The following is a 25,732-nucleotide window of genomic DNA, read 5'->3' as shown; positions in this document are numbered from 1 at the left end:
TCACGGCACCTCCGCGTGCGCGCGGGTCAGACGAGGACCGCCGCCAGCGTGCCGAGCGCCCCGAACACGGTGAGCAGGGCGCAGATCGACAGGTTCACGACCCGGTGCTCCCAGAAGATCGCGACGAACTCGCGGATGGTGGCGCTCGGCCAGTAGTACTTCGCGGTGGGGGAGCCCAGGACCTGGCCGTTGACGCCGGTCTTGCGGGCCAGCATCGCCGCCCGGAAGGCGTGGAAGTTGTTGGTGACCACCACGCACCGGTAGGCCGGGTCGTGCGCCGTCATGATGTCCCGGCTGAAGAGCATGTTCTCCTCGGTCGTGGTGGAGCGCTCCTCCAGTACGACGTGCTGCTCGGGCACGCCCTGCGCGATCAGCCAGTCGGCCATCGCCCTGGCCTCGGAGACGTTCTCGTCCGAGCCCTTGCCGCCCGACACGAGGAGGAGCGGCGGCCGGCCGCCGCGGGCCAGCTGGGCCTCGTAGATCTGCTGCCCCTTGCGCAGGCGGGAGGCCAGCAGCGGCGGCACGCGGTCCCCGCCGACGAGGCCCGAGCCCAGCATGACCACGTGGTCGACGTCGCCGCGGACCTTGATCCGGCCGTAGAGGAAGGCGTAGCCGAGGAAGCAGAAGAAGACGAAGGAGACGTAGCCGGCGACCACGGTGAGCGTTCCGGCGATGCCGCCGAGGAGGGGCGAGCCGACCACGCCGACGAGGACCAGCAGCGCGATCAGCGCGAAGATCGCGAGGCCCGCGAGCATGGACAGCAGGTTGGCCGGCCGCAGGCCCTCCTTGCGGATCATGATGATGCCGTTGCGGACGAGGAAGACGCCCAACCCCAGGATGCCGAACGCGGGTGATGCGAAGGCGAGGGCGACGACCGTCACGGCCGCCCAGGTGGGCAGCTTCCCGACCTGGAGGAACAGCGCGGAGAACGCGGTGAGGAAAGTCAGCCCCAGGAGCACGGCGTTGCTGAAGCGCCGCCGGTCCTGCCGGACGCTTATGCAGAAGGAGAGGAAGAGCAGGGCGGCAAGGACGAAGGCGACCATGGCGCCCATCGTAGATGTCGGAACTACCGAAGATCGTGGGCGGTTCGGCGCACCGACCGTCCGGCGAGCACGTCCGTCCGGCGTCCGTCGCGCATCACGAAGCGCCCGTCGATCAGAACGTGCGGGATACCGGTGGGCAGCGCGCGGGGCCGCTCGTACGTGGACCCCGCGGCGACCGTGTCCGGGTCGAAGAGGACGAGGTCGGCCCGGTACCCCGTGCGGACCAGGCCCCGGTCGGGCAGCCGCAGGCGCGCCGCGGGACGCCCGGCCAGGTGCGCCACGCACTCCTCCAGCGGGAGCAGGCCGAGTTCGCGGACGTAGTGGCCCAGGTAGTGGGGGAAGGTGCCGTAGGCGCGCGGGTGCGGCTTGGCGCCCTGGAGGATGCCGTCGGAGCCGCCGGTGTGGACCCGGTGACGCATGATCGCCCGGACGTTCTCCTCGTGGCCGACGTGCTGGAGGATCGTCGGCGCGAGCCGGTCGTCGAGCAGCAGCCGGCGGGCGGTCTCCCAGCCGGCCACGCGCGTGCCCACGTGCGGGGCGAGGGCGGGATCGGCGGTGCCGGAGATCTCGATCGTCGACCAGTCGACGGGGACGCCGTGGCAGCCGTCGGAGCCCTCGACCTCCAGCGCGCGGCGGATCCGCTCGGACTGGGTGTCGTCGCGCAGCCGGGCCAGGACGGCCTCCGGGCCGCCCTCGTTCGCCCAGCCGGGCAGGAGCGCGACGAGGGTGGTGCAGCCGGGGGTGTACGGGTAGCTGTCGAGGGTGATGTCGGCGCCGTCGGCCAGGGCCGCGTCGAGCAGGGCGAGCAGTTCGGGGGCCCGGCCCCGGTTCTCGCCGAAGTTCATGGTGGCGTGCGCGAGGTGCAGGGCGCAGCCGGCCTCCCGGGCGAGCGCGACCATCTCCGCGTAGGCGGCCAGCGCGCCGTGGCCGTAACTGCGGTGGTGCGGGCAGTAGTAGCCGCCGTAGCGGGCCACGACCCGGCACAGCTCGGTCAGTTCGGCGCCGGTGGCGTACATGCCGGGGGTGTAGGTGAGGCCGGAGGACAGCCCGACGGCGCCCTGTGCCAGGCCGTCGGCGACCAGCTGCCGCATCCGGTCCAGCTCGGCGGCGGTCGCCGGGCGGTCGTCCCAGCCGAGGGCGTGGGCGCGGACCGTGCCCTGCGGGACGAGGTAGGCGGCGTTGACCGCGATGCCCTCGCCGTCGAAGCCGCGGTCCAGCCGGTCGAGGTACTCGCCGACCGTGCGCCAGTCGAAGTCCACGTCGTCACCGGGGCCGTTCCAGCCGGCGATGGCGGCCCGCACCTCGCCGAGCGTGCGCTCGTCGACGGGCGCGTACGACAGGCCGTCCTGGCCGATGACTTCGAGGGTCACCCCCTGTGCGGCCTTCGCGCGGTGGTCCGGGTCGCGCAGCAGCGCGAGATCGCTGTGGGCGTGCATGTCGACGAAGCCCGGGGCGAGGGCGAGGCCGTGCGCGTCGAGGGTCCGGCGCGCACCGCCCGGGATGCGGCCGATGCCGGCGATCCGGCCCTCGTGGACGGCGACGTCCGCGGTGTACGAGGGCCCGCCCGTGCCGTCGACGACGCGGGCCCCCCGGATGACCAGGTCCACCGGCCGGCGCCTAGAAGAAGGTGCGGACGTAGTCGGTGACGGTGCCGTCGGCCTCCACCACCGGGATCAGCGGCCACTTCTCGAAGATCGTGCAGGGGTGGGACATGCCGAGCGCCACCCAGTCGCCCACCTGCACGTCCTCGGCCGTGTCGGTCTCCAGCCAGGCGTGCTGGTCGGACAGTTTGACCACGCGGACCCCGGCGGCGGGGCGCTCCTCGCCGGTGAGGGCGTCGCGGACCAGCTCCGCCTCGGGCAGGCCCAGGTCGTAGGCGATGTCGCGCTTGCCCGCGTTGACGAAGGCCTGGGTGGGGGAGGGGCGGGAGACGACCTGGGTCCACAGCCGGAACGCCGGGCGCAGGCCGCCCTCTTCGGGGTGCCGGTTGAAGGGGGTCAGGCGGGTGTACCAGCCGTGGTCGTGGGAGACGTACGCGCCGGAGCGCAGCAGCTTGAGGACCGGGCGGGAGAGCTCCGGGAGCTCGGCGAAGACGTCGGCGACCGCGTCGAACCAGGCGGAGCCGCCGGCGCTGACCACGATCTCGTCGAGGTCCGCCGGGAAGCGGCCGGCCTTGTCGAACTCGACGGCCAGCGCGGTGAGGCGGCGCAGGTACGCGTGGACGGAGTCGGGGTCGGCGCCCGGGACCTCGGCCTCGTAGCCGCCCAGGCCGACCAGGCGCAGGGTGGAGGCCGAGGCGACGGCGTCGGCGACGGCGCGGCAGTCCTCGTCGGTGCGGGCCCCCGTGCGGGCCCCCTCGCCGGCGCCGAGCTCGACGACGACGTCGATGCGGGCGGCCGGCGTCCGGCCCCGGAGGGCGCGGTCCATGAGCTGGACGCCGCGCACGGAGTCGACGTAGCAGACGAAGCGGAAGCCGGGGTCGGCGGCGAGCTCGTCCGCGACCCAGCGCAGGGCGGCTGGATCGACGAGCTCGTTGGCGAGGAAGATCCGCTGGATGCCGAAGGCGCGGTAGACGCGGGCCTGGTGGGGGACGGCGGCGGTGATGCCCCACGCGCCGTGCTCCAGCTGACGCCGGAACAGCTGGGGGGACATGCACGTCTTGCCGTGCGGGGCGAAGGCCAGGTCGTGGCGGGCGGCGTAGGTGCCGAGGGCGGCGAGGTTGTGCTCCAACGCGTCCGCGTCGAGGGTCAGGACGGGGGTGGTGAAGCCGCCGGTGTGCAGATCGCGGCGCTCGGCGGCGAGCTGCCCGACGGTGAGGCCGTGCGTCTGGGCGTCCGGGGGGAGGCCCTTGAACCGGTGGTCGACGGGTTCGTCGGCGAGGTCCTTGACGGGGTCGCTGTCGCTGGCCATACGGGTACCTCCGGGTTGCGCGATGTGCAACGGTCATTGCGTGTGCCGCTGCGTGCTGTCTAACATCCGCCATGACGGCGGGTCAACGTGCGGCGCCGCTGCGGCGGCGGAGTCCGGGGCGCCGGCGGAGCCGGTGTTCGAAGCGACGGTCACGAAAGGACGCGGCATGAGCCAGTCCGTGGAGCGCGCGCTCAGGATCCTCCCGGTCCTGGCCGGGAGCCCCGCCGGCCTCGGGGCGGTCGCCGAGGCGCTCGGCGTGCACAAGAGCACCGCCCTGCGCCTCCTGCGCACCCTGAACGAGCACGGCCTCGTCTACCGCCAGACCGACGGCCGCTACCGCCTCGGCGCACAGCTCTTCGCGCTCGCCGCCGAGGCCATCGAGAACCTGGACGTGCGGGACATCGCGCACCCCCACCTCATGGAGCTGAACAGGGCCACCGGGCACACCGTGCACCTCGCCCTGCACCAGGACGACGAGGTCGTCTACGTCGACAAGGTCGACAGCCGCTACCCGGTCCGCATGTACTCCCGCATCGGCAGGCCCGTGCCCCTCACGGTCGCCGCCGTCGCCAAGCTGCTCCTCGCGGACCTGCCCGACGCCGAACGGCGGGCGCTGGCCGACCGGATCGAGTACCCGCGCTACACCGCCCGGTCGACCCCGGACGCGGCGGCCTTCCTGCGCGAGCTGGACCTCGTACGGGAACAGGGCTGGGCCACCGATCTCGGCGGGCACGAGGAGTCCATCAACTGCCTCGGGGCGCCCGTGCACGGCCCGGACGGGCGGGTCGTCGCCGCCCTGTCGGTGTCCGCGCCCGGTGTGGTCCTCGCCGCCGAGGGGCTGCTCGCACTGCTGCCGCAGGTACTGCGTACCGCCGATGCCATCAGCCAGGACTATTCAGGAGCCCAGGAGAGCACGTGACCGACCAGAAGATCGCCATCACGCCCGACACGCACACCGCACCGCCCGCGAAGTTCTCGCACGGAGTGCGGAAGGGGAACATCCTCCAGGTCGCCGGCCAGGTCGGCTACCTGCCGCACGTCGAGGGGCAGCCGCCCACCCCCGCGGGGCCCGCGCTGCGCGAGCAGACCCTCCAGACGCTGGAGAACGTCCGCTCCGTCCTGGAGGCCGGCGGTGCGGGCTGGGACGACGTGATGATGATCCGCGTCTACCTGACGGACACCGGGCACTTCGCCGAGATGAACGGCATCTACAACGCCTACTTCGAGGAGCAGGGGCTGAAGGAGGCCCCGGCCGCCCGCACCACCGTGTACGTGGGTCTGCCGGCCGGGCTGCTCATCGAGATCGACGCCCTCGCCGTGCTCGGCTGAGGCGGCGCCCGGACATGCGGGCGGGGCGCCCCCCTGGCGGTGGGGCGCCCCCTTCACACGGTCACGGAGCGGCGCAGTACTGCGCCTCCTTGCCGATCGAGCGGTACATGCAGTCCGCGTTCTCCAGCAGCTGGAGCACCGCGTCCTTGTTGCGCGCGGTCTCGCGGTCGATGACCTCGTCCGGCGGGTAGAAGCCGCCGCCGCCGCTCTCCGGGTACATCTCGAAGGTGTACGAGAAGATCTTCTGGTTGCCCCACAGCCAGTCGTCGATCGTGCCGTCCGTGATGTACAGGTCGCTGGACTGCTCCGGCGTGTAGCCGTTGCTCGCCGCCATGCTGGTGCCGATCTTCTTGTAGACGGCGAGGTCGTCGGCGGTCAGGCCCGGGGCGGTGTCGTTGTAGGTGTAGCCGAAGGGCCACAGGACGAGCTCGCTGTAGGTGTGGAAGTCGATGGCGGCCTTGATCTGCTGCTTGCCGCCGATCACCCGGCTGCGGACGAAGTCCGCGACGACCTTCACCTCGGGCGCGGACTCGGCGGAGGCGCCCCGGTAGGTCTCGGAGCTCTTGCTGCTGCTGGAGCCGCCGCAGCAGCCGAACTTGTAGTTCCAGTTGCGGTTCTCGTCCGTGCCGATGTAGGAGGAGCCGGAGTTCGGCTGCCGGTTCTTGCGCCAGGAGCGGTAGGAGCCGGTGGCGATGTCGTACTCGCCGCCGTCCGGGTTGAGGTCCGGGACGATCCAGATCTCGCGGCCGTTGACCGCGTTGGTGATCCGGGAGTCGGTGCCGTACTTGGAGGAGAACTCCTTGAGCAGGTACAGCGCCATCTCGACGGTCAGGTGCTCGCGCGCGTGCTGGTGGGCGGTGAAGAGCACCTCGGGCTCGGCCTCGTCGGTCGCGACGTTGTCGCTGATCTTGATGGCGAACATGTCCCGGCCCTGGTACGACTTTCCGATCACGCGCTTGCTCGCGATCGCGGGGTACTGGGCGACGAGCTGGTTGATTTCGGCGGTCGCCTCGGCGTAGTTGTGGTACTTCGAGTCCGCCGAGGGGAAGTCCATCGGGCTCGCCGCGATACCGGGCAGGGAGCGGTCCGGGGGGCCGGGCAGGGCGGTCAGCCGGTAGCCCAGCTCCTTGAGCTTCTTGGCCTGCATGGTGTCGGCGCTGACCACGACCGTGTGGTCGTCCACCTCGTCGATCGAGACGCCCGTGCGGAGCAGGGCGGTGCGGTCGGCGGCGGTGGAGGGGCCGTGGATCCGGTACTGGACGATCGCCTCGTCCTGGGTGGCCGTGGAAGGGGTGGGCGGAGGGGAAGCCGTCGCGCTCATGCCGTAGGCGGGTGCGCCCAGCGCGAGCGCCAGCAGGGCCGCCGTGACGGCGGCCCTCCGGCGGGTATGGAGCCGCATGCGTTCTCCTGGGTGGGGAGTGTGGGGGTAGCCGTGCGGACGCGCACAGCGTGCTCTCGTGGCATGTCCCGGTCAAGGACACGCTGCGTCGGCCGAACCGATCCGGCCACCCCCACACGTACCGCCTACGGCAGGCCGTGGACCTTCGGACCCACCGCGTTCGACCAAGCACTACCCGCCTTGGCGTCCCAGTTGGTCGACCATGTCATCGCACCGCGCAGACCCGGGTAGGTCTTCGACGGCTTGAAGGAGCCGCAGCCGGTGCCCCTGGTCAGGCAGTCGAGGGCGTTGTTGACGATCGTCGGGGACACGTAGCCGCTGCCCGCGCCGCTGGGCGAGGCCGGGACCCCGATGCCCACCTGCGAGGGGTCGAGGCCGCCCTCCAGCTGGATGCAGGCGAGCGCGGTGAGGAAGTCGACGGAGCCCTGGGAGTAGACCTTGCCGTCGCAGCCGTTCATCGAGCCGCTGTTGTAGTACTGCATGTTGACGACGGTGAGGATGTCCTTGATGTTGAGCGCGGTCCTGAAGTAGCCGCCCTGCGTGGACTGCATGTCGATGGTCTGCGGGGCCATGGTGATGACCAGCGAGGGGCCCGCCTTCGACGACAGCGAGCGCAGCGCCTGCGTCATGTAGGTGGGGTTCAGGCCGTTCTCCAGGTCGATGTCGATCCCGGTGAACCCGTACTCCTGCATCAGGGCGTACGCGGAGTTCGCGAGGTTGTTCGCGGAGGTCGAGTCGTTGACCGTGATGGTCCCCTTCTCACCGCCGATGGACAGGATCACCGATGTGCCGGCCGCCTTCTTCGCGGCGATGTCGGCCTTGAACCGGTCGACCGTGTAGCCGCCGAGGCCGGCCGAGTCGAGGTTGAAGGTGATGGCGCCGGGCGTGGTCGTGGCGTCCGCGAAGGAGACGGCGATGATGTCGTACTGCGCGGAGACGTCGGAGATCCGCTGGACGGTCGCGCCGTTGTTGAAGTTCTGCCAGTAGCCGGTCAGGGCGTGCTTGGGGACGGCCGGGCCGGGGCCCGGACCCGGGCCGGTGCCGGTGGTCGTGCCGGTCACGGGCGCGGACTTCGGGCCCTCGCCCGCCGCGTTGTAGGCGCTCACCTGGAAGGAGTACGAGGTCGCGGCCGCGAGCCCGGTGATCTGGGTGGATGCGGCGCCGCCGGTCACGGTCCTCACGCGGACGCCGTCCTGATACACGTAATAGCCGGTGGCCGAGCCGACCGCGTTCCACGAAAGGGTGAGAGCGCTCGCGCTCTGTCCGGAAACGGCCGCTCCGGCCGGGGCGCCGGGGACGGACGGGCCGGGGTCGGTGCCGCCCCCGCCGTCCGGGCCGAAGACGCTGAACTCGTCGACGACGTAGGCCGGCTGGCCGTACCAGCCGTGCGTGTAGACGGTGACCTGGGTGGTGCCGGGGCCGGTGGTGAAGGTGGTGGAGAGCTTCTGCCAGCCGGCGCCCGACCCGGGCGTCCAGGTGGAGACGTCCTGGGTGCCGGTCCCGGTCGCGCCCAGGTAGACGTAGCTGCCCTGGACCTGCGTGCTCAGCGTGTACGTCGAGTTCGGCTTGACCGTGACGGTCTGGCTGCAGCGGGCGTTGTCCTGGCCCGCCGGGGTGGCCTTCAGGGCGCCCGATCCGGAGTGGACGGGCGAGGAGACGGAGGCGCCGGTTCCGCCGGTGCAGGACCAGTTGGCGAGACCCGACTCGAAGCCGCCGTTGCGGACGACGTTCACGTCCGCGGCCTGTGCGGTGCCGGCGGCGAGGGCGGACAGGGCGCCGGCGGTGAGGGTGGCGGCGATGGGGAGGGCGAGGGAGCGTATGCGGTTCACGTGGGCTCCGGTGGGGGGAGAAAGGGGGTGTGGGGAGAGGCGGGCCGAGTGGGGTGGGTCCGACTCAAGGCGTGCGCTGCCAAGTTGGTCCAGACCAATCCCTGTGTCAAGAGTCTTTGCGATGTGGCTTGAAATGGCCCGCTATGCGATCCCTGTTGTCCGGGTTTCCGCCGGCTGCGACCCGTGCCGTCAGCACGGGAATCCGCAAGGCCCTGCCCTGCCAGGGGTGACGCGGATATGGTGCTGGGGCAAGGGGGGAGCGGGTCGATCGGATGCGGTCGCGGGGTGCGGGCGCGCACCGCGGGCGCGGACGTGACGGCCCGCGACGATTCCGCGTCGATCCCCTGTGTCGAGTCCGCGTCGAGTTCGGCGTCGCGTCGGCGTCGGGCCGCTGTCGGTCCGGCGTCGGGTCGGCGCCGCGTTCCGCGCGGGGCGCACGCGCCCGGCAGCTGAACTGCCGGCGCAGCACGGGTGAACGTGGGGGAACGGGGGAATGCGCGTGCCGACCGCCATCGCTGTCACCAGCGCCGATCTGGTACTTCCGGCCCCTGACCGGCACACACCCGGGGCCGCGTTACTGCACCCGCCCGAGCAGCTCGACCTCGAGGCCGCGCTCGCCGAGACGGGCGCCCTGCTGGAGCGGCACGGCCACCTCGTCGCCCTCGTACCGCCGTGGCTCCCGCGCTCCACCGTCCAGCGGCTGCACACCGTACGCGCCATCCTCGAAACCGACCGGATCGCGCTCCTCGGCATCGATCTGCCGCCCCTGGGAACCGCCCTGCTGGTGCGTCAGCTGCGCCAGCTGAGCGTCTGCGACTTCAGCCCCGGAATCATCGCCTCCGCGGCTCGCCTGCTCTCCCACTACATCCACGCGGGCGCCCTGCTCGGCTCCGTCGCCAAACTCGACCGGGTCCGCGTCCCGGTCGGCCTCGGCGCACACGCCAGATCCTGGTCGCCGAGCGCGCAGTTCGCCGTCATGGCCCACCCGAAGCCGCACCTCGCCAAGCTGAGCGGCGGAGCCCAGGGCGCCCACGGCCCCCGCGCCGCAGCGCTGCCGGCCGGCCCCGACTTCGCCACGCACCTCACCTTCGCCCGCGGCCAGCTCACCTCCGACTGGGTCACGGCCGAACTGGCCCCCGCCTGGCAGGTCCAGGGCGTCATGGAGAGCCCGCTGCCCGCCGCGTCCCCCGGCTGGTGGGGCACTCCGAAGCTCGTCGAGTTCGCCGCCGGCATCCCGGACCTGTCCGTGCTCTACCAGCTGGTCGCCTCGGTCCGCCGGGAGGAGTGCCGCTGGTGCGGCCTCGAACTCATCGGCGACCGATGCGGCTTCTGCGCGGCGCCGCTCACCGCACCGCCGCCGCCCGCGAGCACCGCCCGTTCCAGACCCTGATCACTCGAACGCACGAATGAATGAAGAACGGCGAGGTAGGTAAGGCCCATGAACTCACGCCAGCGCCGCGGCGTCATCCTGCTGCTCCTGTCGGTCCTGTGCGCACTGGGGGCCTTCGCCGGGGTCCTCGTGGTGATAGGCGACGTCAATTCCAAGGTCGGCGCCGAGGTCGTCGCGTACCGGGCCAAGGGCGACATAGCCCCGTACAGCCCGCTGTCGGCCGGGCAGTTCGAGGAGGTCAGGATCCCCCGGCGGTGGCTCTCCGAGACCGCCGTCTCCGACCTCGGCGCGCTGAAGGACAAGATCGCGCTCACCACCCTGAAGAAGGGCTCGCTGCTCCAGGCGGACATGTTCGTCGACCGGCCGCAGCTGCAGCCCGGTGAGCAGGAGATCGCCATCATGATCGACGCCGCCACGGGCGTGGCCGGAAAGATCACCTCCGGCGCGAAGGTCAACATCATCGCCACCTTCAAGGGCGCCAAGGACACCGACCCCTCCCGCTCGGTGATCATCGTCGCCAACGCCCGGGTCCTGGGCGTCGGCAAACTCACCGCCCTGGAGAAGGACAGCGACCGCAAGGGCCCCGCCGAGGCCGTCCCGATCACCTTCGCCCTCAGCACCAAGGACACCCAGCGCGTCGCGTACGCCGAGTCCTTCGCGGAGCACGTACGCCTGGCCCTCGTGGCCCCCGGCACCGACTCGGCGCCCGCCCCGGGCGACCGCACGTACACCCTCGACGGGGACAGGTGAGGCCCGGATGACCACCCGAATCCTCCCCGCGGTCGGCGACCCGGACGCCGCACGCGCCATCGTGACCCTGCTCAGCCAGCTCCCGGCCGCCGAGCCGGCCGCCCCCGTCCCCGACGCGCACACGCTCCTGGACACCCTCGGCCGCCTGGCCGCCGAATCCATCGACGAACTCCCCGAGGTCGTCCTGGTCCACGAGCGGATCGGCCCCCTGCCCGCCCTCGAGCTCATCCGGGAGGTCGCCCTGCGCTTCCCGGCGGTGGGCGTCGTCCTGGTCTCCTCGGACGCCGGCCCCGGACTCTTCTCCGCCGCCATGGACTCGGGCGCGCGCGGCCTGATCGGCCTCCCGCTCTCCTACGAAGAACTCGCCGCCCGCGTCCAGGCCGCCGCCCAGTGGTCCGTCGGCGTACGCCGCCACCTGGGCGGGGGCGCCGCCGCCGACGTCTTCACCGGCCCGGGCGGGCGGGTCGTCACCGTCACCGGAGCCAAGGGCGGCGTGGGCACCACCTTCACCGCCGTGCAGTTCGCGCTGGCCGCGGCCGCCTCGGGACGGCGTACCGCCCTGGTCGACCTGGACCTCCAGGCGGGCGACGTGGGCTCGTACCTCGACGTGCAGTTCCGGCGCTCGGTCGCCGACCTCGCCGGGATCCAGGACATCTCGCCGCGGGTCCTCCAGGACGCGGTCTACGACGACGCCTCGGGCCTCGCACTCCTGCTCGCCCCGGCGGACGGCGAACGCGGCGAGGAAGTCGACGACCGGGCCGCCCGGCACATCCTCGGAGCCCTGCGCAGCCGCTACGAACTCGTCGTCGTCGACTGCGGGACCCAGGTCACCGGAGCCAACGCGGCCGCCGTGGAGATGGCGGACGTCGCGGTCCTGGTCACCACCCCGGACGTGGTCGCGGTGCGGGCGGCGAAGCGGATGGTCCGGATGTGGGAACGGCTCCAGGTGCGCAAGGCGGAGGACACGGCGATGGTCGTCAACCGCTGGAGCAAGCACACGGAGATCCAGCCCGCCCTGATCGAGAAGATCACCAAGACCCGCGCCACCCGCACCCCGGTCCCGGCCGCCTTCAAGGAACTCCAGGCCGTGGTGGACGCAGGCCGCGTCCAGGACCTCGACAACCGCTCGACGGTCAAACAGGCCCTGTGGACCCTGGCCGGCGAACTGGGCCTCCTGTCAGCCCCGGACACCGCCGCCCCGCCCACGGCGGCCACCACCCCGGGCGCCTCCCTGGCGGTCCGCGCCTCGGGCCCGGTGGCCCGCCTGCGCCGCGGCCGGGAGGGCTGACACGTGCCCGCCCGCAGACCGGGGCGCGGGGACCGGGGCCAGGTGGCGATCGAGTTCGTGGGCACGGTGCCGCTGATCCTGCTGCTCGTGGCGGCGGTGTGGGAGTGCGTCCTGATCGGGTACGCCTTCTCGCTGGCGGGCAACGCGGCGGACGAGGGGGCGCGGGCGGGGGCGGTGAAGAGTGACGCGGCGTGTGCGGCGGCGGCGCGGAAGCACGTCGGGGAGGCATGGGGCATGACGACCCACTGCACCCGATCGGGCGACGTCTACCGGACGACGGTCAGGCTCAAGATCCCCGTCTTCTACCCGGGGCTCAACTTCGGCACCATCGAGGGCTCGGGCGGCGCGGCGATGGAGAGGGAGGCGAACTGACGTGAAGCGGCGCATGCGTTCGGACCGGGGCCAAGTGGCCATCGAGTACATCGGTTTCGTGCCGATCCTGCTGTTCGTCGCGCTCTGCGGGATCCAGCTGGGCTGGGTGGCGTACGTGCATGAACAGGCGGACACGGCCGCCCGGACGGCCGCGCGCGTGGAGGCCCAGCACCCCGGCCGGGGGGAGGCCGCCGGACGTGCGGCCATACGCGAGGGGCTCAACGCGGTCGTCTCCGTGCCGTCCGGAGGTGACGCAGTGACCGCAACGGTGACCATCAAGATCAATGCCATCGTCCCCGGACTCGACATCAAGGACGCCACAGCCACGGCGGTCATGCCCAACAACGACCCGAAGGTGACCGGACCATGAGCCTGCGTTCCCGGGTCAACACTCCCGACGACCGCCACAGCCCGCGCGAGGACGGCCGGCTGGTCTCCTCCTACCGCGCCAAGCTGCTGGAGGAGATCGACCTCGCCGAGATGTCCGCGCTCGCGCCCGCCGAGCGCCGGGCGCGCCTGGAGCGCGTACTCGGCCACATCATCAGCCGCGAAGGACCCGTCCTCTCCACCGTCGAGCGCGCCCAGCTGATCCGCCGTGTCGTCGACGAGGCCCTCGGGCTCGGCGTCCTCGAACCGCTCCTCGAAGACGCCTCCATCTCCGAGATCATGGTCAACGGCCCCGACCACATCTACGTGGAGCGCGCCGGCCGGGTCGAGCAGCTCCCCATCCGCTTTGCCTCGCACGAGCAGCTCATGCAGACCATCGAGCGCATCGTCTCCACCGTCAACCGGCGGGTGGACGAGGCCAATCCGATGGTCGACGCCCGCCTGCCCAGCGGCGAGCGCGTCAACGTCATCATCCCGCCGCTCTCCCTGACCGGCGCCACCCTCACCATCCGCCGCTTCCCGCGCGCCTTCACCCTGCACGAGATGATCGCCCTCGGCTCGCTCGACGAGCAGATGCTCCTGCTCCTGTCCGGGCTGGTCGCGGCGAAGATGAACGTGATCGTCTCCGGGGCCACCGGCACCGGCAAGACCACGCTGCTCAACGCCCTCTCCGGGCTGATCCCGGAGGGCGAACGCATCATCACCATCGAGGACTCGGCCGAACTCCAGCTCCAGCAGGCCCACGTCATCCGTCTGGAGTCCCGCCCGCCGAACGTGGAGGGCAAGGGCCAGATCACCATCCGCGACCTGGTCCGCAACTCCCTGCGCATGCGCCCCGACCGCATCATCGTCGGCGAGGTCCGCGGCGGCGAGACCCTCGACATGCTCCAGGCGATGTCCACCGGCCACGACGGCTCCCTCGCCACCGTCCACGCCAACAGCTCCTCCGACGCCCTGATGCGCCTGCAGACGCTCGCCTCCATGTCGGAGGTGGAGATCCCCTTCGAAGCCCTTCAGGACCAGATCAACAGCGCCGTGAACGTCATCGTGCAGCTGACCCGCTTCGGCGACGGATCGCGCCGCATCACCGAGATCTCCGTCCTGGAATCGCACGGCCGCGAACCCTTCCGGATCACCACGGTGTGCCGCTTCGGAGCCCAGCCGATGGGTGCGGACGGGCGCGTGCACGGCTACTTCGAGTACTACCCGCTGCCCCGCCGGATCGCAGAACGCCTCTACATGAACAACCAGCCGATCCCGCAGGCCTTCGGCGTCGCGCCGGAGGACCCCCTCACCGCCCGCATCACCCGGACCGCCCTGTGAACCCACTGATCCTCGCCACCCTCGGCGTCACCCTGCTGGCCTGCGTCCTCGTCGTCGTGGGCCTCCAGGCGTACATGGCCGGCCGCGCCCAGCGCGCCGCGCTCATCGAACGCCTCTCCGCGAGCGGCATGCCGGAGCCCCTCGGACGCCGCCGCCGCTTCCGCACCGTCGACCGGCGGCTGCGCAGGACGACACTCGGCCGCCGCATCGAGCTGAAGCTGGCGACCACCGGCCTGGACCTCACACCGGGCGAGTTCTTCGTCTACATGCTGGGTTCGATCGTGGGCGTCTGGCTCATCGCGGCCGCGCTCCTCGCACCGTTCTTCGGCCCGGTCGCGGGCGCCATCGGCATCTGGGCGGCGAACGCCTTCCTGAACTGGCAGCGCGCACGCCGTACGGAACGGTTCATCAACCAACTCCCCGACCTGGCACGCATCCTGGCCAACGCCACCCAGGCCGGCCTGGCCCTGCGTACGGCCATCGGTATCGCGGCCGAGGAGCTGGAGGCCCCGGCGGGCGAGGAACTCGGCCGCGTCGCAGACCGTCTCGCCGTGGGCCACTCCATCGAGGAATCCCTCGGTGAGCTCACCGAACGCCTCCCGTCCCGTGAGCTCGTCGTACTGGTCTCCACCCTGGTCCTGTCGGCCCGCGCGGGCGGCGCGATCGTGGACAGCCTGCGCAACCTGACGGTCACGCTGGAGCAGCGCAAGGAGACCCGCAGGGAGATCCGTACGCAGCTGTCCCAGGTGACGGTGACGGCGTATCTCGTACCGTCCCTCGGGCTGGGCTCGCTTCTGCTGGTCGACATGATGATGCCGGGTGCACTGGACCGGATGACGGGCGCGTTCCTCGGCCAGACGGCCGTGCTCATCGCCCTCGGCCTCTTCGCTCTGGGGTTCCTGCTCATCCGCCGCCTGTCGAAGATCGACGTGTGAGGGGAGGGACGGGACGATGATCGGAATCCTGCTCGCACTCGCCGTGGCCCTGTCGGTCCTCGGGGCCTTCCACGGCGTCCGGCTCTACCGCGGGGACGTGAAACTGCCCGGCGACCTCGCGCTCGCCCTGGAGGTGGGTGCCACTCGCACGACCGCGGTCGGCTCGCTCGTCGACCGTATGGGCATCCGCTGGGCGCCACTGGTCCTCAGCTCGATGGGCCCGGCCAGGGTCGCCCGCAAACGCCGCCAGATCGACATGGCGGGCAACCCGGCCGGCCTGACGATCGACCGCTACGCAGCCCGGCGGGCGGTGTACGGGGCCCTGGGCGCCGTGGGCGCCTTCTCGATGCTGATCAACGGGCAGCTGGTGGCCGCCCTGCTCATGGTGGCCTTCGGGCTGTTCTGGATCGAGGTCGGCCTGTGGTCGGCCATTCGGATCCGCCGCGACCACATCGAGCGGACCCTGCCCGACTTCCTGGACGTTCTCGCCGTGGTGGTGAGCGCCGGGTTGGGCTTCCGGCAGGCGCTGGCTCGAGTGGCGGACAAGTACGAGGGTCCGTGGGCGGACGAAATCCGCATCACGCTCCAGCAGATGGACATGGGCGTCAGCCGCCGCCAGGCCTTCGACGAGCTGCGCCGACGCAACGACAGCGAACAGGTCGCCCAGTTCGTGACGGCCCTCCAGCAGGGCGAGGAACTCGGCTCCCCGATCGTCGACACGCTGATCGCGATCGCGGAGGACATGCGCCGCACGGACGCCCAGAACGCCCGCAGGCGGGCGGCCCGGGCCGTCCCGAAGGCGACGTTCGCCGTGACCATGTTCATGCTCCCGGGCACGCTCATCCTCCTCGTCTGCGGCTTCGTCTACGGCGCGAACGTCGACTTCGGCGCGCTGTTCGGGGGCGGCTGAGCCATGGCCGGACTGAGTGTGCTCATTGCCGACGGCAATCCGGTGATCCGGGCGGGCCTGGCGGCCATTCTGTGCGCGGCCGAGGATCTCGACGTCATAGCGCAGGCGGCGGACGGCCGCGAGGCGCTGAGCCTGACCCGGCGGCACGCTCCGGACGTGATCCTGCTGGACGTCCGGATGCCGGGGGTGGACGGGATCTCGGCGCTGCCGCACCTGGTGCAGATGGCTCCCGTGCTGATCCTGACGTACAGCAAGGAGGCGGAAATCGTCTGCGAGGCCTTGCTGTTGGGTGCCGGCGGGTATCTCGTGCACGGCGAGTTCACGACGGACGAGCTGCTCCGGGCGGTACGCGATGCTCCACTGGGGCGCCCCCACTTCACCCCGACGGCCGCCAGCGCGCTCCTCGCGGAGGTGCGGTCCTCTTCGCATCCGCAACGAGTTGTGGCACAGTCTTCAGAGCGGATGCACAACTCTGTTGTCTTCGGGCTGAGTTCCCGGGAGGTAGAGATCATGGATCTGATCGCGTCCGGGATGAATAATCAGCAGATCGCGGCCTCCTGCTTCATCAGCGAGAAGACAGTCAAGAACCACATCAATCGCATCTTCGCGAAGCTCCAGAGCGCCACCCGCAGTGAGGCGATAGCCCGTTGGCTGGGAACCGCCCGTCCAGGAGTGACCGGTCATGGGTAGACAGAGTGCGCAGTGGGTCCGTAATTGGGTCCCGGGACCCTTGGTTACGACTGGTGACTCGCCGTACGGTCCGCAGATCGACAGCGGTACCGGCCCGGGAGGGAACCCCCATGTTGCAGAACACCGTGGCGAGGATGCGCAAGCGGTACGAGGGCAAGGGCGCGAGGGATCGGGGCCAGACGGCATTCGAGTACCTGGGGATCATTCTGGTGGTCGTCGTGATCATCGGTGCGATCATCGGTACCGGCATCGGCCAGGCCATTACGACCAAGATCACTGCTGCCGTTGCGAGCATCACGGCAGGAAAGTGACATGGCGCCGATTCGGCGGTGACCGTGGTCAAGCCTTCCCCATTTACGCCGTGGTCGTGGCGGGTCTCCTCTTCGCTGCTCTGGCGTACTTCACCATCGGCAAGGCGGCGATCGTCCGCAGCAATGCGCAGGGAGCTGCGGACGCCGCTGCGCTCGCGGCGGCGCGCGAGGCCAGGGACACCCTGCTGCCCGGCATCGACCTCGCCGCCCTCTCGCCGCAGGAGTGGGAACAGGTCCTGCTGGGCAATCGGTTCGACCCGTCCGGAGACGCCTGTGCGGCCGCGCGGGACTTCGCCGCCATGAATGACGCGACGGTGACGTGCGACCGGTCGGGCACCCGGTTCACCGTCCGGTCCATGACGAACGGAACGGTGGGGGACTCCGTCGTACCGGGAACGAGCGGGAAGCGCGGCGAAGCGGATGCGAGAGCGGAGATCGTTCCTCGCTGCCACGTCAAACCCGGGGGGGCGGGAGGCGGCGCCGACCCGGAGCCCACACCGACACTGACACCGGCGCCGACACCGGAGCCACCCGGGTCGATCAAGTTCTCCTGCGGCAAGGGCGTCGTCGTGGACTACAACCCCACCCAACCGCGCGCGTGGCGTTCGCTCGCTGCGGCTCTGTTCGACATACGCCTGATCGACTGACGACCGAGAGACAAGGAAGCCAAGTACATGAGTGTTCGGCGGCGCGCGGCCCACGGAAAGGCGGCTGTGGGGATGGTGGCGGCCCTGGCCCTTGCCCTGACCGGGTGTGGGGGCGAGGGGAAGTCCGACAAGCCCACTGCGTCGACGTCGGCGAAGCCGCAGGGCGGCAGCGAGGGGTCCCCCTCCGGAGCGGTGAAGAGCGCGGATGCCCCGCCGGTTCAGGTCATCGCCACGGTGAACGGCGAGGCGGGCATGGTGTTGACGATCAACAAGGCCGCCCGGGACGCCGGAGGATTCCTGACCGTCGAAGGGCAGTTGAAGAACACCGGCAGTGCCGCGTATGTGAACACCGCGCCGTGGCGCGGCAACGAGCTGAACTCCAGTGGAGTATCCGTGGCCGGCGTGACCCTGGTCGACAAGGTCGGCAAGAAGCGGTACTACGTGCTCCGGGACACCGATGGCCGATGCCTCTGCACGACTGGGCTGAACATCATCGAAGCAGGCCAGACCATGCCGTTCTTCGCACAGTTCCCCGCTCCGCCCACCAGCACCGTTGAGGTGGACCTCAGCCTCCCCACCTTCGCCACGGCGACCGTCAAACTCTCCGGGTGACCCCATGACCAAACGCCACCGCGTCCTCGCCGCCACAGCCGTCGCCGGGCTCGTCATTGCCGGCGTTCAATCAGTCGGTGTGGCGGTCGCGCATGCCGACGACGTCAAGCCGTCCGCGCCGCCCGGCACCGAGCCGTCGGCGTCCGCGCCGGTCCCCATCGACTCCAACGCCCCCGGACTGAAGATCCCCCAGGGCGGGACGCTCGCGCCCGTCAAGGTTCTCGACATCGCCGAGGTCGTCGAGGATCTCGGGGGGGAGCAGCGGCGGCAGGAGACCAATCAGACCGTCATGATGGCGCTGCAGTCCGAGGTGTTGTTCCCCGAGGACAGTGCCGTCTTCACCGCCCAGGCCGCCGCACGGATCCAGGCCATCGCGCAGGAGATCAACCAGCAGAAGGCCACCAAGATCCGGGTGTTCGGGTTCACCGACGACCAGGGGAGTTACGAGCACGGCAAGGAGCTCTCCAAGAAGCGGGCCGACGCCGTGCAGGCCGAGCTGGTCAAGACGGTGACCAATCCGAGTGTCGTCTTCGACGTCCGCGGCTACAGCGAGGACTACCCGATCGCCGACAACGGCACCGAGGAAGGCCGGAAGAAGAACCGCCGCGTCGAGATCACCTTCCCGCGCAGCGACGGTTAGTCAGATCGGCCGCGGCCGTCGACGGAGGCGGCCGCGCGAGGCCTCCACGATCGTTCCGAGGACGAGCGACTGGGCCAGTACGCACAGGACGAGCTCGGTGATGAACAGCCACGTCTCCGGCTGGCCCTCCCCGCGGATCGCCCCCTCGGCGAGCGTCACGAAGAGGAAGAGCGGGAACGCGCACAGGGCGGGCAGCACCCAGACGAAGCCGGGGTCCGGGGAGAACAGGGTGACGGCCGTCGCGACGGCCATGGCGAGGCCGACGAGGCCCAGGTAGATCGCCGAGGCGGGGTTCGCGAAGGTCAGACGGACGAGCGTGCGAGCGTTCATCGGTTCTCCCGGGGCGCGTGGACTGCCTCCATGGTCGGGAGGATCCGGGGTCCTGTCCTGAGTACGCATACCCAGATCCCGCACCGGCGTGCGGTCCGAACCGCCCCGCTACGTCGTGACCGGCGGCCGGTGGGCCCGCAGCAGGACCTCGGCGATCTCGCGGGCCCGGTGGGCGGGTTCCGGGCCCGGGTTCAGGGCGGCCACCGTCATCGCGCCCTCGGCGAGGATCAGCAGCTGGTCGGCGAGGCCCGGGGCGGGGGCCAGTTCGGCCAGCAGGGCGTGCAGCGCCGCCTTGTGGGTGTGGACGACCGCGGGCGCGGCGGCGCCGAGTTCGCCGTGGGCGTTGAGGAAGGCGCAGCCGCGGAAGTCCGGCTCCGAGAACCACGCCGCCAGCCGGTCGAAGACGGCGAGCACCGGCTCCGGGGATCCCGTCACGGCGTTGCGCAGGTCGGCCGTCCAGCGCCGGTCGCGGCGCTCCAGGTAGGCGGTGACCAGGGATTCCTTGGCCGGGAAGATCCGGTAGAGGCGCTTGAGGGGGACCCCCGAGCCGGTGCGGATCCGGTCCATGCCGACGGCCTGGATGCCGTGCCGGTAGAACAGCTCCTCCGCCGCGTCCAGGAGTCGGGTGCGGGCCTCTTCGTCGTCCATGCGGGCAGCGTAGTCCAGATCGGCCTTGCGTGGAGAACGCTCGTTCTCGTAGGGTCGCGGTCGGGAGAACGCTCGTTCTCCTCGCCGTTCCGCGAGAGGTGACCCCGTCATGACCGACGCCCCCGCCGTACGCCCGCCCCTGCCGCCCTTCACCGAGGAGTCCGCGCTCGCCAAGGTGCAGGCCGCCGAGGACGCCTGGAACAGCCGCGATCCCGAGCGCGTCGCCCTCGCGTACACGGAGGACTCGGTCTGGCGCAACCGCGACCGCTTCCTCACCGGCCGCGCCGAGATCCGCGCGTTCCTCGCCGACAAGTGGGAGCGCGAGCTCGACTACCGGCTCCGCAAGGAGCTGTGGGCGTACACGGGCAACCGCATCTCCGTGCGCTTCGAGTACGAGTGGCACGACGCCGCCGGCCAGTGGTGGCGCAGCCACGGCAACGAGCAGTGGGAGTTCGCCGACGACGGCCTGATGCGCCGCCGCGAGGCCAGCATCAACGACGTCCCCATCACCGCCGCCGACCGCCGCCTCACCTGAGATCACGCCGGGGCGGAGCCGGAGCCGTGCAGTACGGGCGTCGCAGGGCCGGTGATGCCTACGTTCAGTCCGCCGTGGTCGGCGCGCGCCACCTGGGCGGTGACCTCGTCGGCCGGGTCGAGGGCGACCAGGCGCCCGGGCACGCTGCGCACCCGCCAGCCCGCGCCTCCAGGTAGCCGTGCGCCCGCGCCATCGCCCGGGCCGCCCGGTCCTCGGGGAGCGGTTCGGTGGACCACGCGTGGTGGACGTAGGTCGCGCCCTCGTGCTCGACCGTACGTAGCTCCGCGCCGCCCGCCGGGGAGTGCGGCACGCGCAGGGCGTCGTAGATCCGGCTGGAGTGCGCGAGCACGCTCTGCTGCGCGGCCTCGTCGGCGGACAGGGCCTGCGGGGAGGCGGAAGTGGACGCTCCGGACGTCGGGAAGTAGCAGGGCGAGGTGACAGTGAGCACGGCGGTGCCGTCGCCGGTGGCCCGGTCCGTGACGCTGTTGGAGATGGTCAACCAGTAGTCGTCGGGGACGGTGGCCATGTGGACCGCCGTGCCCGGATCCGACCAGTCGCCGTCGGACGTGTCACTCGTGAACTTGTAGCCCCGTTCGACCCATGCGTCACGCGCCTGGCGGACGAGCTGTCGCCCCGCGGAGCCCGGGACGCCTTCGAGCCGGTAGCTGATGTGGACCTGCTGACGGCCGCTCTTCCCGGAGTCCGCCAGACAGGCGCCGGCGCCGTAGCGGCCGTCCCTCTTCGGGGTCGGCTTCGGTGACATGCCGCCGAGCGTCTGCTGGACGATCTCCTCGGCACGGGCAAGAACCTGCTGATCGTCCATCATCACTTTCTTCTGCTCTCCCGGTCCCGCGCAGGCCGCCAGGGCGAACACGAGCCCCGTCAGCGCGACGGCCATCCTCCTGCGGCGACTCATTTCGCCCTTCCTGCCACTATGTCTCCCATGTTCGTGAGGGACTCGCCCTGCCAGTACTGCGAGTGTGCGGGCATGGGCTCACCGCCCTCGCCGAGCGATTTCCCGGGAGCCACACCGAAGGTGCGTCCTCCGAAGTCGTCCGTGGTCGGGTCGGTCCCGTACAGGATGGAATGGTCGTCGAGCAGCTCGATCACCCCCGGGGGCCACAGCGGCCCGAGCCAGGCACCGGCGACCGCGTTCGGCGAAGGGGCGACATTGATGTAGTCGTTCTTCGCTGTCGCGGCCCACACGTGGTCCGGAGGGACACCGAGGTCCTTCGCGTGGTCCACACCGACACCCGGGCTGCCCACGAAGATGACGTTGTCGACCGGCATGTCGGGATGGTCGGCCAGGGCTTTGCCCGCAACCAGCGTCCCGTAACTGTGGCCGAGCACGGTGGAGTTCACAGGACCGCCGGTGTGGGCGGTGTCGACCCCGGTGAGGAAGCGGCTCAGCGGTTCCTTCGCGTCATTGGCCCAACTTTCGCTGGCGGCCTCCGGCACGATGCTCTGGGGTGCCTCGTAGCCGAGCCACAGGATCGAGCGGTCTGCCGACTCGGATCGGCGTCGCGCGCCGTCCGCTGGAGATCCTCGGCGCGGGTGAGGTCGCCCTCCACCCCCGCCAGGTTCGAGTACGTCCCTGGCACGTAGGTCACCACGTTGTCCGCGGTGTCCGGGTTGCCGATCGACACGATGGCCCGGCCACCCTTGGTGTCGGCGAAGCCCAGGAGGTAGCCCTCGGGCCGCTTCCCGGGCTCGGACTCGATGAGCCGGTTCTGGACCGACTGCATCCCGTCCAGCCGACCCTGCATCTCCTTGCGCTTCTCGTCCCACTCCTTCCAGGCCTTCGACTCGATCTGTGCGCCCTTGACCTCGCGGCCGGTGATCGGGCTGATGTACTTCTCGTAGCGGGGCGGCTCCTTGCCGCGCCAGGCGTCCAGCTCCAGCTGGCGGGTGCCGTGCGTCTCGGCGAGGACCACCCGGTTCGCCGTGTCGCGTATCTCGGACGGGATGCCGTCGAGGGCGCCGACACTGGCGGGGTAGAGCGAGACGTACTCGTCCCGCTTCTCCTGGTCCAGGCCGTTCCACCAGGCGGCGTTCTCCGCGGGGGACCTGTCGTGCGGGATGTCCGAGTCCTTCAGGTAGCTGCCGGCGGCCTCGCGGGTGTGCCGGAGGTCCCTGGCCGCGTCGGCCCAGACCGCGTCGTCGACGCGCAGGCCGCGTTCCGCCTTCAGTTCGGAGAGGGTGGTGCGGTACCGGGTGTCGATCTCGGCCGCCATCCGGTACGCGGACGCGATGCGCTCCGCGATGCCCTCCGCCTTGGCCCGGTTCGGGTTCACGACCAGGCCCCCGTTGGGCCCGGGGGCCAACGGGCCCTGCGTTCCCGGGCTCAGGAGCAGCGGGCTGCTCGTTCCCGGGCCCAGCAGCAACGGTCCGCCCGCGTGCGGCGCGGCCGTGCCCGCATCGGTGGGCTGCAGGTAGGGGCTGGACGGGGTACCGGCCGGGTAGGAGACCGAGCCGTCCTGGTGGACGGTGAAGCCGAGGGCCTCGGCGTCCTCCAGGGCCGACTTGAGGCGGCTCTGCGGGGTCGCGACCTCGGATGCGAAGCCGTTCAGGGCCGTACGGACGAGTCCGCACTCGGCGTGGATGTACTGATAGTTGCGTGCGAGCCGGGACAGGTCGCCGAGGGCCGCGTCGGCCGTCTTCGCCGTCTGGGTGTCGCGGAGCTTCGCGAGCATCTCGTTCTCGACGCGCTCCTTGGCCGCGTAGGCACGGCTGCTGACTTCGCCCCAGCCGTCGGCGGCCTCCTCGTACTCGGTGCGCTTGAGGTCCTTCAGGTGCTGCCAGGTCATCATCGGGCGCCACCGGCCCGGTCCGCGGGTTCGGAGCCCCCGGGGCGTATGCCGGCGAACCCTGCCTCGACCCGGTGGTCGACCTCGCCGAACTCCTGGCCCGCGGACTTCAGCGCACCCTCCAGCCGCGAGCACTCGGCCCGCTGAGCCCCATGTTCCCCTCCCGCGTCACACACCATCAGATGCCCTGCACCGTACGGGGGATCTGATGGCAGGACATGAGTAGGCGTACCTAGGGCGGTGGGATCGGCGCGCGGGGCCGGCGCCTGACCGGCCCCGGATCGGTCCCGGATCGGTCCCGGATCGGCTCGGGGCCGGCCCGCAGGGCTATGCCTGGTGGTGGGCCTGGGTGATGAGGTCCGTGGCGACCTCCAGGGCGGCCAGGCGGGTTTCCTCCGGGTCGCCCTCGACGTGCTGGAGGAACATCATCCCGGCGTGCAGGGTGAACAGCGCGCTGACGCAGCGGACCTGGTCCGTCAGCGGGCCGTCCTGGGTGCGGAGCAGTTCCACCAGCGTGAAGAGGCGCTTCTTCACCGTCTCGCCGATGCTGAGCTCGCGCGTCGTCGCCTGGTTCTCCTGCATGAACCGGTACAGGACGGCGCCCGCCGCCATCGCCTCGCTGTAGCGGCGCAGCACCTCGCGCTTGGTCTCCAGCGTGCGCGGCTGGCCCTCGGCCCACGTGATCAGCTCGTCGATGGGCCGTGTCAGGTCCTCGAAGATGCTGATGATGATGTCTTCCTTGGTCTTGAAGTGGTAGTACAGCGCCGCCTTCGTGACCTCCAGCCGCTCCGCGATCTCGCGCAGCGACGTCTTCTCGTAGCCCTGTTCGGCGAAGAGCTCCAGTGCGACGTCCTGGATGCGCTGACGCGTGTCGCCACGGCGTCGCTGCGGACTGCTGCTGGACATGGCTCTCCCCAAATTACTTACTTGACGCCCGGCTAGTTGCGGGTCTACCTTCCCCATTGTAGTGAACTAGCCGGGCGGCAAGTAAGTGCCGGTGCGGGACGTAGTGCGAGCAGTAGGGCCAGGGGAGTGGACATGGTGGACACAGTCAAGCCTGCGGGGACTTCGGAGGAGGTGAAGCCGCGCAGCGTACGGGTCGTCCTCATGGCGCTCATGATCGCCATGCTGCTGGCCATGCTCGACAACATGATCATCGGCACCGCGATGCCCACGATCGTCGGCGAGCTCGGCGGCCTGGAGCACCTGTCGTGGGTGGTCACCGCCTACACGCTGGCCACCGCGGCCTCCACCCCCATCTGGGGCAAGATCGGCGACATGTACGGGCGGAAGGGCTCCTTCCTCACCTCGATCGTCATCTTCCTGATCGGCTCCGCGCTCAGCGGCATGGCCCAGGACATGGGCCAGCTGATCGGCTTCCGTGCGGTCCAGGGCCTCGGTGCCGGTGGTCTGATGGTCGGCGTCATGGCGATCATCGGCGACCTGATCCCGCCCCGTGAGCGCGGCAAGTACCAGGGCATGATGGCCGGCGTGATGGCCCTCGCCATGATCGGCGGCCCGCTGGTCGGCGGCACCATCACCGACCACATGGGCTGGCGCTGGTCCTTCTACATCAACCTGCCGCTCGGCGCGGTCGCGCTGGCCATGGTCACCGCCGTGCTGCACCTGCCGAAGAAGCGGTCGCAGGGCAAGATCGACTACTTGGGTGCCGCGCTGCTGACCGTCGCCATCACCTCCACCGTCCTCGTGACGACCTGGGGCGGCACCGAGTACGCCTGGGGCTCCGTCGAGATCCTCGCCCTCATCGTCGTCGGCGTCCTGTCGACCGCCGCGTTCCTCTACGCGGAGACCAAGGCGGCCGAGCCGGTCATGCCGCTGCACATCTTCCGCAGCCGCAACTTCACCCTCATGTCGGTGATCGGGTTCCTCGTCGGCTTCGCGATGTTCGGCGGCGTGCTCTACCTCCCGCTGTTCCAGCAGTCGGTGCAGGGCGCCTCCGCGACCAACTCGGGTCTGCTCCTGCTGCCCATGCTGCTCTCGATGATGCTCGTCTCGCTGATCGCGGGCCGCGTCACCACGAGCAGCGGCAGGTACAAGATCTTCCCGATCGCCGGCGGCGCGCTGATGGTCGTCGGCATGTTCCTGCTCGCGACGATGGACACCGGCACCACCCGCCTCGTGTCCGGCCTCTACATGGCCGTCCTCGGCGCCGGTCTCGGCTTCCTGATGCAGATCACCATGCTGGTCGCGCAGAACAGCGTCGAGATGAAGGACATGGGCGTCGCCTCCTCCTCGGCGACCCTCTTCCGTACGCTCGGCGGCTCCTTCGGCGTGGCGCTGATGGGCTCCCTCTTCACCACCCGGGTCACCGACACCATGGCCGAGCGCCTCGGCCCGGAGGCGGCCGGAGCCGCCGGCTCCGCCCAGCTGGACGCCGCGAGCCTGGCCAAGCTGCCGGAAGCGGTACGCGACGCCTACCAGCACGCGGTGGCCGCCGGCACGCACTCCGCGTTCCTGCTCGGCGCGGCCATCGCCGTACTGGGCTTCGCGGCGGCCTGGTTCGTCAAGGAGGTCCCCCTCCGCGGCGCGGGCCCGACCGCCCCGGCCGGCGCGGCGGACGGCGACAAGGCGGCCCCGGCCGCGCAGGAGTCGCTCGCGCACTGACGGAGCCGCCCGCGCACCGACC

28 protein-coding genes are annotated in these 25,732 nt (G+C 70.8%); 17 read left to right on the top strand and 11 right to left on the bottom strand.

Annotation, left to right across the window (positions count from 1 at the left end; all coding sequences use genetic code 11):
• Window positions 1-26 precede the first annotated feature (26 nt).
• From B6R96_RS13530 to B6R96_RS13520, 3 genes are read right to left on the bottom strand one after another with little or no spacing between them, the layout of a single operon-like run.
• The gene (locus B6R96_RS13530; protein ID WP_081525092.1) at window positions 27-1,043 is read right to left on the bottom strand and encodes a YdcF family protein; all 1,017 of its coding nucleotides are present in this window, start codon (window positions 1,041-1,043) and stop codon (window positions 27-29) included.
• A gap of 23 nt (window positions 1,044-1,066) precedes the next feature.
• Window positions 1,067-2,650 (bottom strand): N-acyl-D-amino-acid deacylase family protein, encoded by a 1,584-nt coding sequence (locus tag B6R96_RS13525; protein ID WP_081522577.1) that lies wholly within the window; start codon window positions 2,648-2,650, stop codon window positions 1,067-1,069.
• A 10-nt stretch (window positions 2,651-2,660) separates the two neighbouring features.
• Window positions 2,661-3,953 (bottom strand): amino acid deaminase, encoded by a 1,293-nt coding sequence (locus tag B6R96_RS13520; RefSeq protein WP_081522576.1) that lies wholly within the window; start codon window positions 3,951-3,953, stop codon window positions 2,661-2,663.
• 166 nt (window positions 3,954-4,119) lie between these two features.
• Between B6R96_RS13520 and B6R96_RS13515 the strand changes: the two genes are divergently transcribed.
• Window positions 4,120-4,872: an IclR family transcriptional regulator gene (locus B6R96_RS13515; protein WP_081522575.1), complete on the top strand. Its 753-nt coding sequence runs from the start codon at window positions 4,120-4,122 to the stop codon at window positions 4,870-4,872.
• Window positions 4,869-5,282, top strand: coding sequence for a RidA family protein (locus tag B6R96_RS13510; RefSeq protein ID WP_081522574.1), 414 nt, complete (start codon window positions 4,869-4,871; stop codon window positions 5,280-5,282). The genes B6R96_RS13515 and B6R96_RS13510 overlap by 4 nt, the downstream gene beginning before the upstream one ends.
• A 61-nt stretch (window positions 5,283-5,343) precedes the next feature.
• Here the strand turns inward: B6R96_RS13510 and B6R96_RS13505 are convergent, their stop codons facing one another.
• Both B6R96_RS13505 and B6R96_RS13500 read right to left on the bottom strand, forming a co-directional pair.
• Complete coding sequence (locus B6R96_RS13505; RefSeq protein ID WP_081522573.1) at window positions 5,344-6,681, bottom strand: M14 family metallopeptidase; 1,338 nt, start codon at window positions 6,679-6,681, stop codon at window positions 5,344-5,346.
• Between the two features lie 125 nt (window positions 6,682-6,806).
• Entirely contained in the window at window positions 6,807-8,510 is a 1,704-nt protein-coding gene (locus B6R96_RS13500; protein ID WP_081522572.1) for a chitinase, read from the bottom strand.
• Between the two features lie 493 nt (window positions 8,511-9,003).
• Between B6R96_RS13500 and B6R96_RS13495 the strand changes: the two genes are divergently transcribed.
• The 13 genes from B6R96_RS13495 (at window position 9,004) to B6R96_RS13435 (ending at window position 18,765) form a co-directional block, all read left to right on the top strand.
• Entirely contained in the window at window positions 9,004-9,900 is an 897-nt protein-coding gene (locus B6R96_RS13495; RefSeq protein WP_053171339.1) for a hypothetical protein, read from the top strand.
• Window positions 9,901-9,948: 48 nt separating this feature from the next.
• Window positions 9,949-10,650, top strand: coding sequence for a Flp pilus assembly protein CpaB (cpaB, locus tag B6R96_RS13490; RefSeq protein ID WP_030385756.1), 702 nt, complete (start codon window positions 9,949-9,951; stop codon window positions 10,648-10,650).
• Window positions 10,651-10,657: 7 nt separating this feature from the next.
• Window positions 10,658-11,938, top strand: a complete 1,281-nt coding sequence (locus B6R96_RS13485; RefSeq protein ID WP_081522571.1) for an AAA family ATPase — start codon at window positions 10,658-10,660, stop codon at window positions 11,936-11,938.
• A gap of 3 nt (window positions 11,939-11,941) precedes the next feature.
• A complete protein-coding gene (locus B6R96_RS13480) occupies window positions 11,942-12,310 on the top strand; it encodes a TadE/TadG family type IV pilus assembly protein (protein ID WP_081522570.1) in 369 nt (122 codons plus the stop codon).
• 13 nt (window positions 12,311-12,323) lie between these two features.
• Window positions 12,324-12,680 (top strand): TadE/TadG family type IV pilus assembly protein, encoded by a 357-nt coding sequence (locus tag B6R96_RS13475; RefSeq protein ID WP_081525091.1) that lies wholly within the window; start codon window positions 12,324-12,326, stop codon window positions 12,678-12,680.
• On the top strand, window positions 12,677-14,020 hold the full coding sequence (locus tag B6R96_RS13470; RefSeq protein ID WP_081522569.1) for a CpaF family protein: 1,344 nt from the start codon (window positions 12,677-12,679) through the stop codon (window positions 14,018-14,020). Before B6R96_RS13475 ends, B6R96_RS13470 begins: the two co-directional genes overlap by 4 nt.
• Complete coding sequence (locus tag B6R96_RS13465; protein ID WP_081522568.1) at window positions 14,017-14,955, top strand: type II secretion system F family protein; 939 nt, start codon at window positions 14,017-14,019, stop codon at window positions 14,953-14,955. The genes B6R96_RS13470 and B6R96_RS13465 overlap by 4 nt, the downstream gene beginning before the upstream one ends.
• 19 nt (window positions 14,956-14,974) lie before the next feature.
• Window positions 14,975-15,865 carry a DUF5936 domain-containing protein gene (locus tag B6R96_RS13460; RefSeq protein WP_081525090.1) on the top strand — a complete coding sequence of 297 codons (891 nt, stop codon included), beginning with the start codon at window positions 14,975-14,977 and terminating at the stop codon, window positions 15,863-15,865.
• 3 nt (window positions 15,866-15,868) lie between these two features.
• Window positions 15,869-16,555, top strand: a complete 687-nt coding sequence (locus tag B6R96_RS13455; protein ID WP_081522567.1) for a response regulator — start codon at window positions 15,869-15,871, stop codon at window positions 16,553-16,555.
• 110 nt (window positions 16,556-16,665) lie between these two features.
• Entirely contained in the window at window positions 16,666-16,866 is a 201-nt protein-coding gene (locus tag B6R96_RS13450) for a hypothetical protein (protein WP_081522566.1), read from the top strand.
• Window positions 16,863-17,513, top strand: a complete 651-nt coding sequence (locus tag B6R96_RS13445) for a pilus assembly protein TadG-related protein (protein ID WP_081522565.1) — start codon at window positions 16,863-16,865, stop codon at window positions 17,511-17,513. Before B6R96_RS13450 ends, B6R96_RS13445 begins: the two co-directional genes overlap by 4 nt.
• Before the next feature lie 72 nt (window positions 17,514-17,585).
• Window positions 17,586-18,125: a hypothetical protein gene (locus B6R96_RS13440; RefSeq protein ID WP_237291416.1), complete on the top strand. Its 540-nt coding sequence runs from the start codon at window positions 17,586-17,588 to the stop codon at window positions 18,123-18,125.
• Between the two features lie 4 nt (window positions 18,126-18,129).
• A complete protein-coding gene (locus tag B6R96_RS13435) occupies window positions 18,130-18,765 on the top strand; it encodes an OmpA family protein (RefSeq protein ID WP_081522563.1) in 636 nt (211 codons plus the stop codon).
• On the opposite strand, the gene B6R96_RS13430 is transcribed toward B6R96_RS13435, so the two are convergent.
• The gene (locus B6R96_RS13430) at window positions 18,766-19,095 is read right to left on the bottom strand and encodes an SCO4225 family membrane protein (protein ID WP_053705088.1); all 330 of its coding nucleotides are present in this window, start codon (window positions 19,093-19,095) and stop codon (window positions 18,766-18,768) included.
• A gap of 108 nt (window positions 19,096-19,203) precedes the next feature.
• Entirely contained in the window at window positions 19,204-19,743 is a 540-nt protein-coding gene (locus tag B6R96_RS13425; RefSeq protein ID WP_081522562.1) for a TetR/AcrR family transcriptional regulator, read from the bottom strand.
• A gap of 109 nt (window positions 19,744-19,852) precedes the next feature.
• Here B6R96_RS13425 and B6R96_RS13420 point away from each other — a divergent pair, with 109 nt between their 5' ends.
• Window positions 19,853-20,278 (top strand): nuclear transport factor 2 family protein, encoded by a 426-nt coding sequence (locus B6R96_RS13420; RefSeq protein ID WP_053705086.1) that lies wholly within the window; start codon window positions 19,853-19,855, stop codon window positions 20,276-20,278.
• A gap of 64 nt (window positions 20,279-20,342) precedes the next feature.
• Here the strand turns inward: B6R96_RS13420 and B6R96_RS13415 are convergent, their stop codons facing one another.
• From B6R96_RS13415 to B6R96_RS13405, 4 genes are all read right to left on the bottom strand, one after another.
• A complete protein-coding gene (locus B6R96_RS13415) occupies window positions 20,343-21,194 on the bottom strand; it encodes a hypothetical protein (RefSeq protein ID WP_081522561.1) in 852 nt (283 codons plus the stop codon).
• Window positions 21,191-21,736, bottom strand: a complete 546-nt coding sequence (locus B6R96_RS38090) for an alpha/beta hydrolase (RefSeq protein WP_237291415.1) — start codon at window positions 21,734-21,736, stop codon at window positions 21,191-21,193. Before B6R96_RS38090 ends, B6R96_RS13415 begins: the two co-directional genes overlap by 4 nt.
• Complete coding sequence (locus B6R96_RS13410) at window positions 21,685-23,088, bottom strand: hypothetical protein (RefSeq protein WP_237291414.1); 1,404 nt, start codon at window positions 23,086-23,088, stop codon at window positions 21,685-21,687. Before B6R96_RS13410 ends, B6R96_RS38090 begins: the two co-directional genes overlap by 52 nt.
• A 324-nt stretch (window positions 23,089-23,412) precedes the next feature.
• Complete coding sequence (locus tag B6R96_RS13405; RefSeq protein ID WP_030385774.1) at window positions 23,413-23,991, bottom strand: TetR/AcrR family transcriptional regulator; 579 nt, start codon at window positions 23,989-23,991, stop codon at window positions 23,413-23,415.
• A 132-nt stretch (window positions 23,992-24,123) separates the two neighbouring features.
• Between B6R96_RS13405 and B6R96_RS13400 the strand changes: the two genes are divergently transcribed.
• On the top strand, window positions 24,124-25,710 hold the full coding sequence (locus B6R96_RS13400) for an MDR family MFS transporter (RefSeq protein ID WP_053705084.1): 1,587 nt from the start codon (window positions 24,124-24,126) through the stop codon (window positions 25,708-25,710).
• The last annotated feature ends 22 nt before the right edge of the window (window positions 25,711-25,732 follow it).

The organism is Streptomyces sp. Sge12, from assembly GCF_002080455.1.
In the GTDB taxonomy this organism is placed as follows: domain Bacteria; phylum Actinomycetota; class Actinomycetes; order Streptomycetales; family Streptomycetaceae; genus Streptomyces.
This window is presented reverse-complemented; position numbering and strand designations above follow the sequence as displayed.

Excerpts from the sequence above, each read along its gene's own strand:
- B6R96_RS13530 (WP_081525092.1), bottom strand. The coding sequence starts at position 1,043 with ATGGTCGCCTTCGTCCTTGCCGCCCTGCTCTTCCTCTCCTTCTGCATA.
- B6R96_RS13520 (WP_081522576.1), bottom strand. The coding sequence starts at position 3,953 with ATGGCCAGCGACAGCGACCCCGTCAAGGACCTCGCCGACGAACCCGTC.
- B6R96_RS13515 (WP_081522575.1), top strand. The coding sequence starts at position 4,120 with ATGAGCCAGTCCGTGGAGCGCGCGCTCAGGATCCTCCCGGTCCTGGCC.
- B6R96_RS13505 (WP_081522573.1), bottom strand. The coding sequence starts at position 6,681 with ATGCGGCTCCATACCCGCCGGAGGGCCGCCGTCACGGCGGCCCTGCTG.
- B6R96_RS13495 (WP_053171339.1), top strand. The coding sequence starts at position 9,004 with ATGCGCGTGCCGACCGCCATCGCTGTCACCAGCGCCGATCTGGTACTT.
- cpaB (WP_030385756.1), top strand. The coding sequence starts at position 9,949 with ATGAACTCACGCCAGCGCCGCGGCGTCATCCTGCTGCTCCTGTCGGTC.
- B6R96_RS13485 (WP_081522571.1), top strand. The coding sequence starts at position 10,658 with ATGACCACCCGAATCCTCCCCGCGGTCGGCGACCCGGACGCCGCACGC.
- B6R96_RS13475 (WP_081525091.1), top strand. The coding sequence starts at position 12,324 with ATGCGTTCGGACCGGGGCCAAGTGGCCATCGAGTACATCGGTTTCGTG.
- B6R96_RS13470 (WP_081522569.1), top strand. The coding sequence starts at position 12,677 with ATGAGCCTGCGTTCCCGGGTCAACACTCCCGACGACCGCCACAGCCCG.
- B6R96_RS13455 (WP_081522567.1), top strand. The coding sequence starts at position 15,869 with ATGGCCGGACTGAGTGTGCTCATTGCCGACGGCAATCCGGTGATCCGG.
- B6R96_RS13450 (WP_081522566.1), top strand. The coding sequence starts at position 16,666 with ATGTTGCAGAACACCGTGGCGAGGATGCGCAAGCGGTACGAGGGCAAG.
- B6R96_RS13440 (WP_237291416.1), top strand. The coding sequence starts at position 17,586 with ATGGTGGCGGCCCTGGCCCTTGCCCTGACCGGGTGTGGGGGCGAGGGG.
- B6R96_RS13435 (WP_081522563.1), top strand. The coding sequence starts at position 18,130 with ATGACCAAACGCCACCGCGTCCTCGCCGCCACAGCCGTCGCCGGGCTC.
- B6R96_RS13430 (WP_053705088.1), bottom strand. The coding sequence starts at position 19,095 with ATGAACGCTCGCACGCTCGTCCGTCTGACCTTCGCGAACCCCGCCTCG.
- B6R96_RS13425 (WP_081522562.1), bottom strand. The coding sequence starts at position 19,743 with ATGGACGACGAAGAGGCCCGCACCCGACTCCTGGACGCGGCGGAGGAG.
- B6R96_RS13420 (WP_053705086.1), top strand. The coding sequence starts at position 19,853 with ATGACCGACGCCCCCGCCGTACGCCCGCCCCTGCCGCCCTTCACCGAG.
- B6R96_RS13415 (WP_081522561.1), bottom strand. The coding sequence starts at position 21,194 with ATGAGTCGCCGCAGGAGGATGGCCGTCGCGCTGACGGGGCTCGTGTTC.
- B6R96_RS13410 (WP_237291414.1), bottom strand. The coding sequence starts at position 23,088 with ATGATGACCTGGCAGCACCTGAAGGACCTCAAGCGCACCGAGTACGAG.
- B6R96_RS13405 (WP_030385774.1), bottom strand. The coding sequence starts at position 23,991 with ATGTCCAGCAGCAGTCCGCAGCGACGCCGTGGCGACACGCGTCAGCGC.
- B6R96_RS13400 (WP_053705084.1), top strand. The coding sequence starts at position 24,124 with ATGGTGGACACAGTCAAGCCTGCGGGGACTTCGGAGGAGGTGAAGCCG.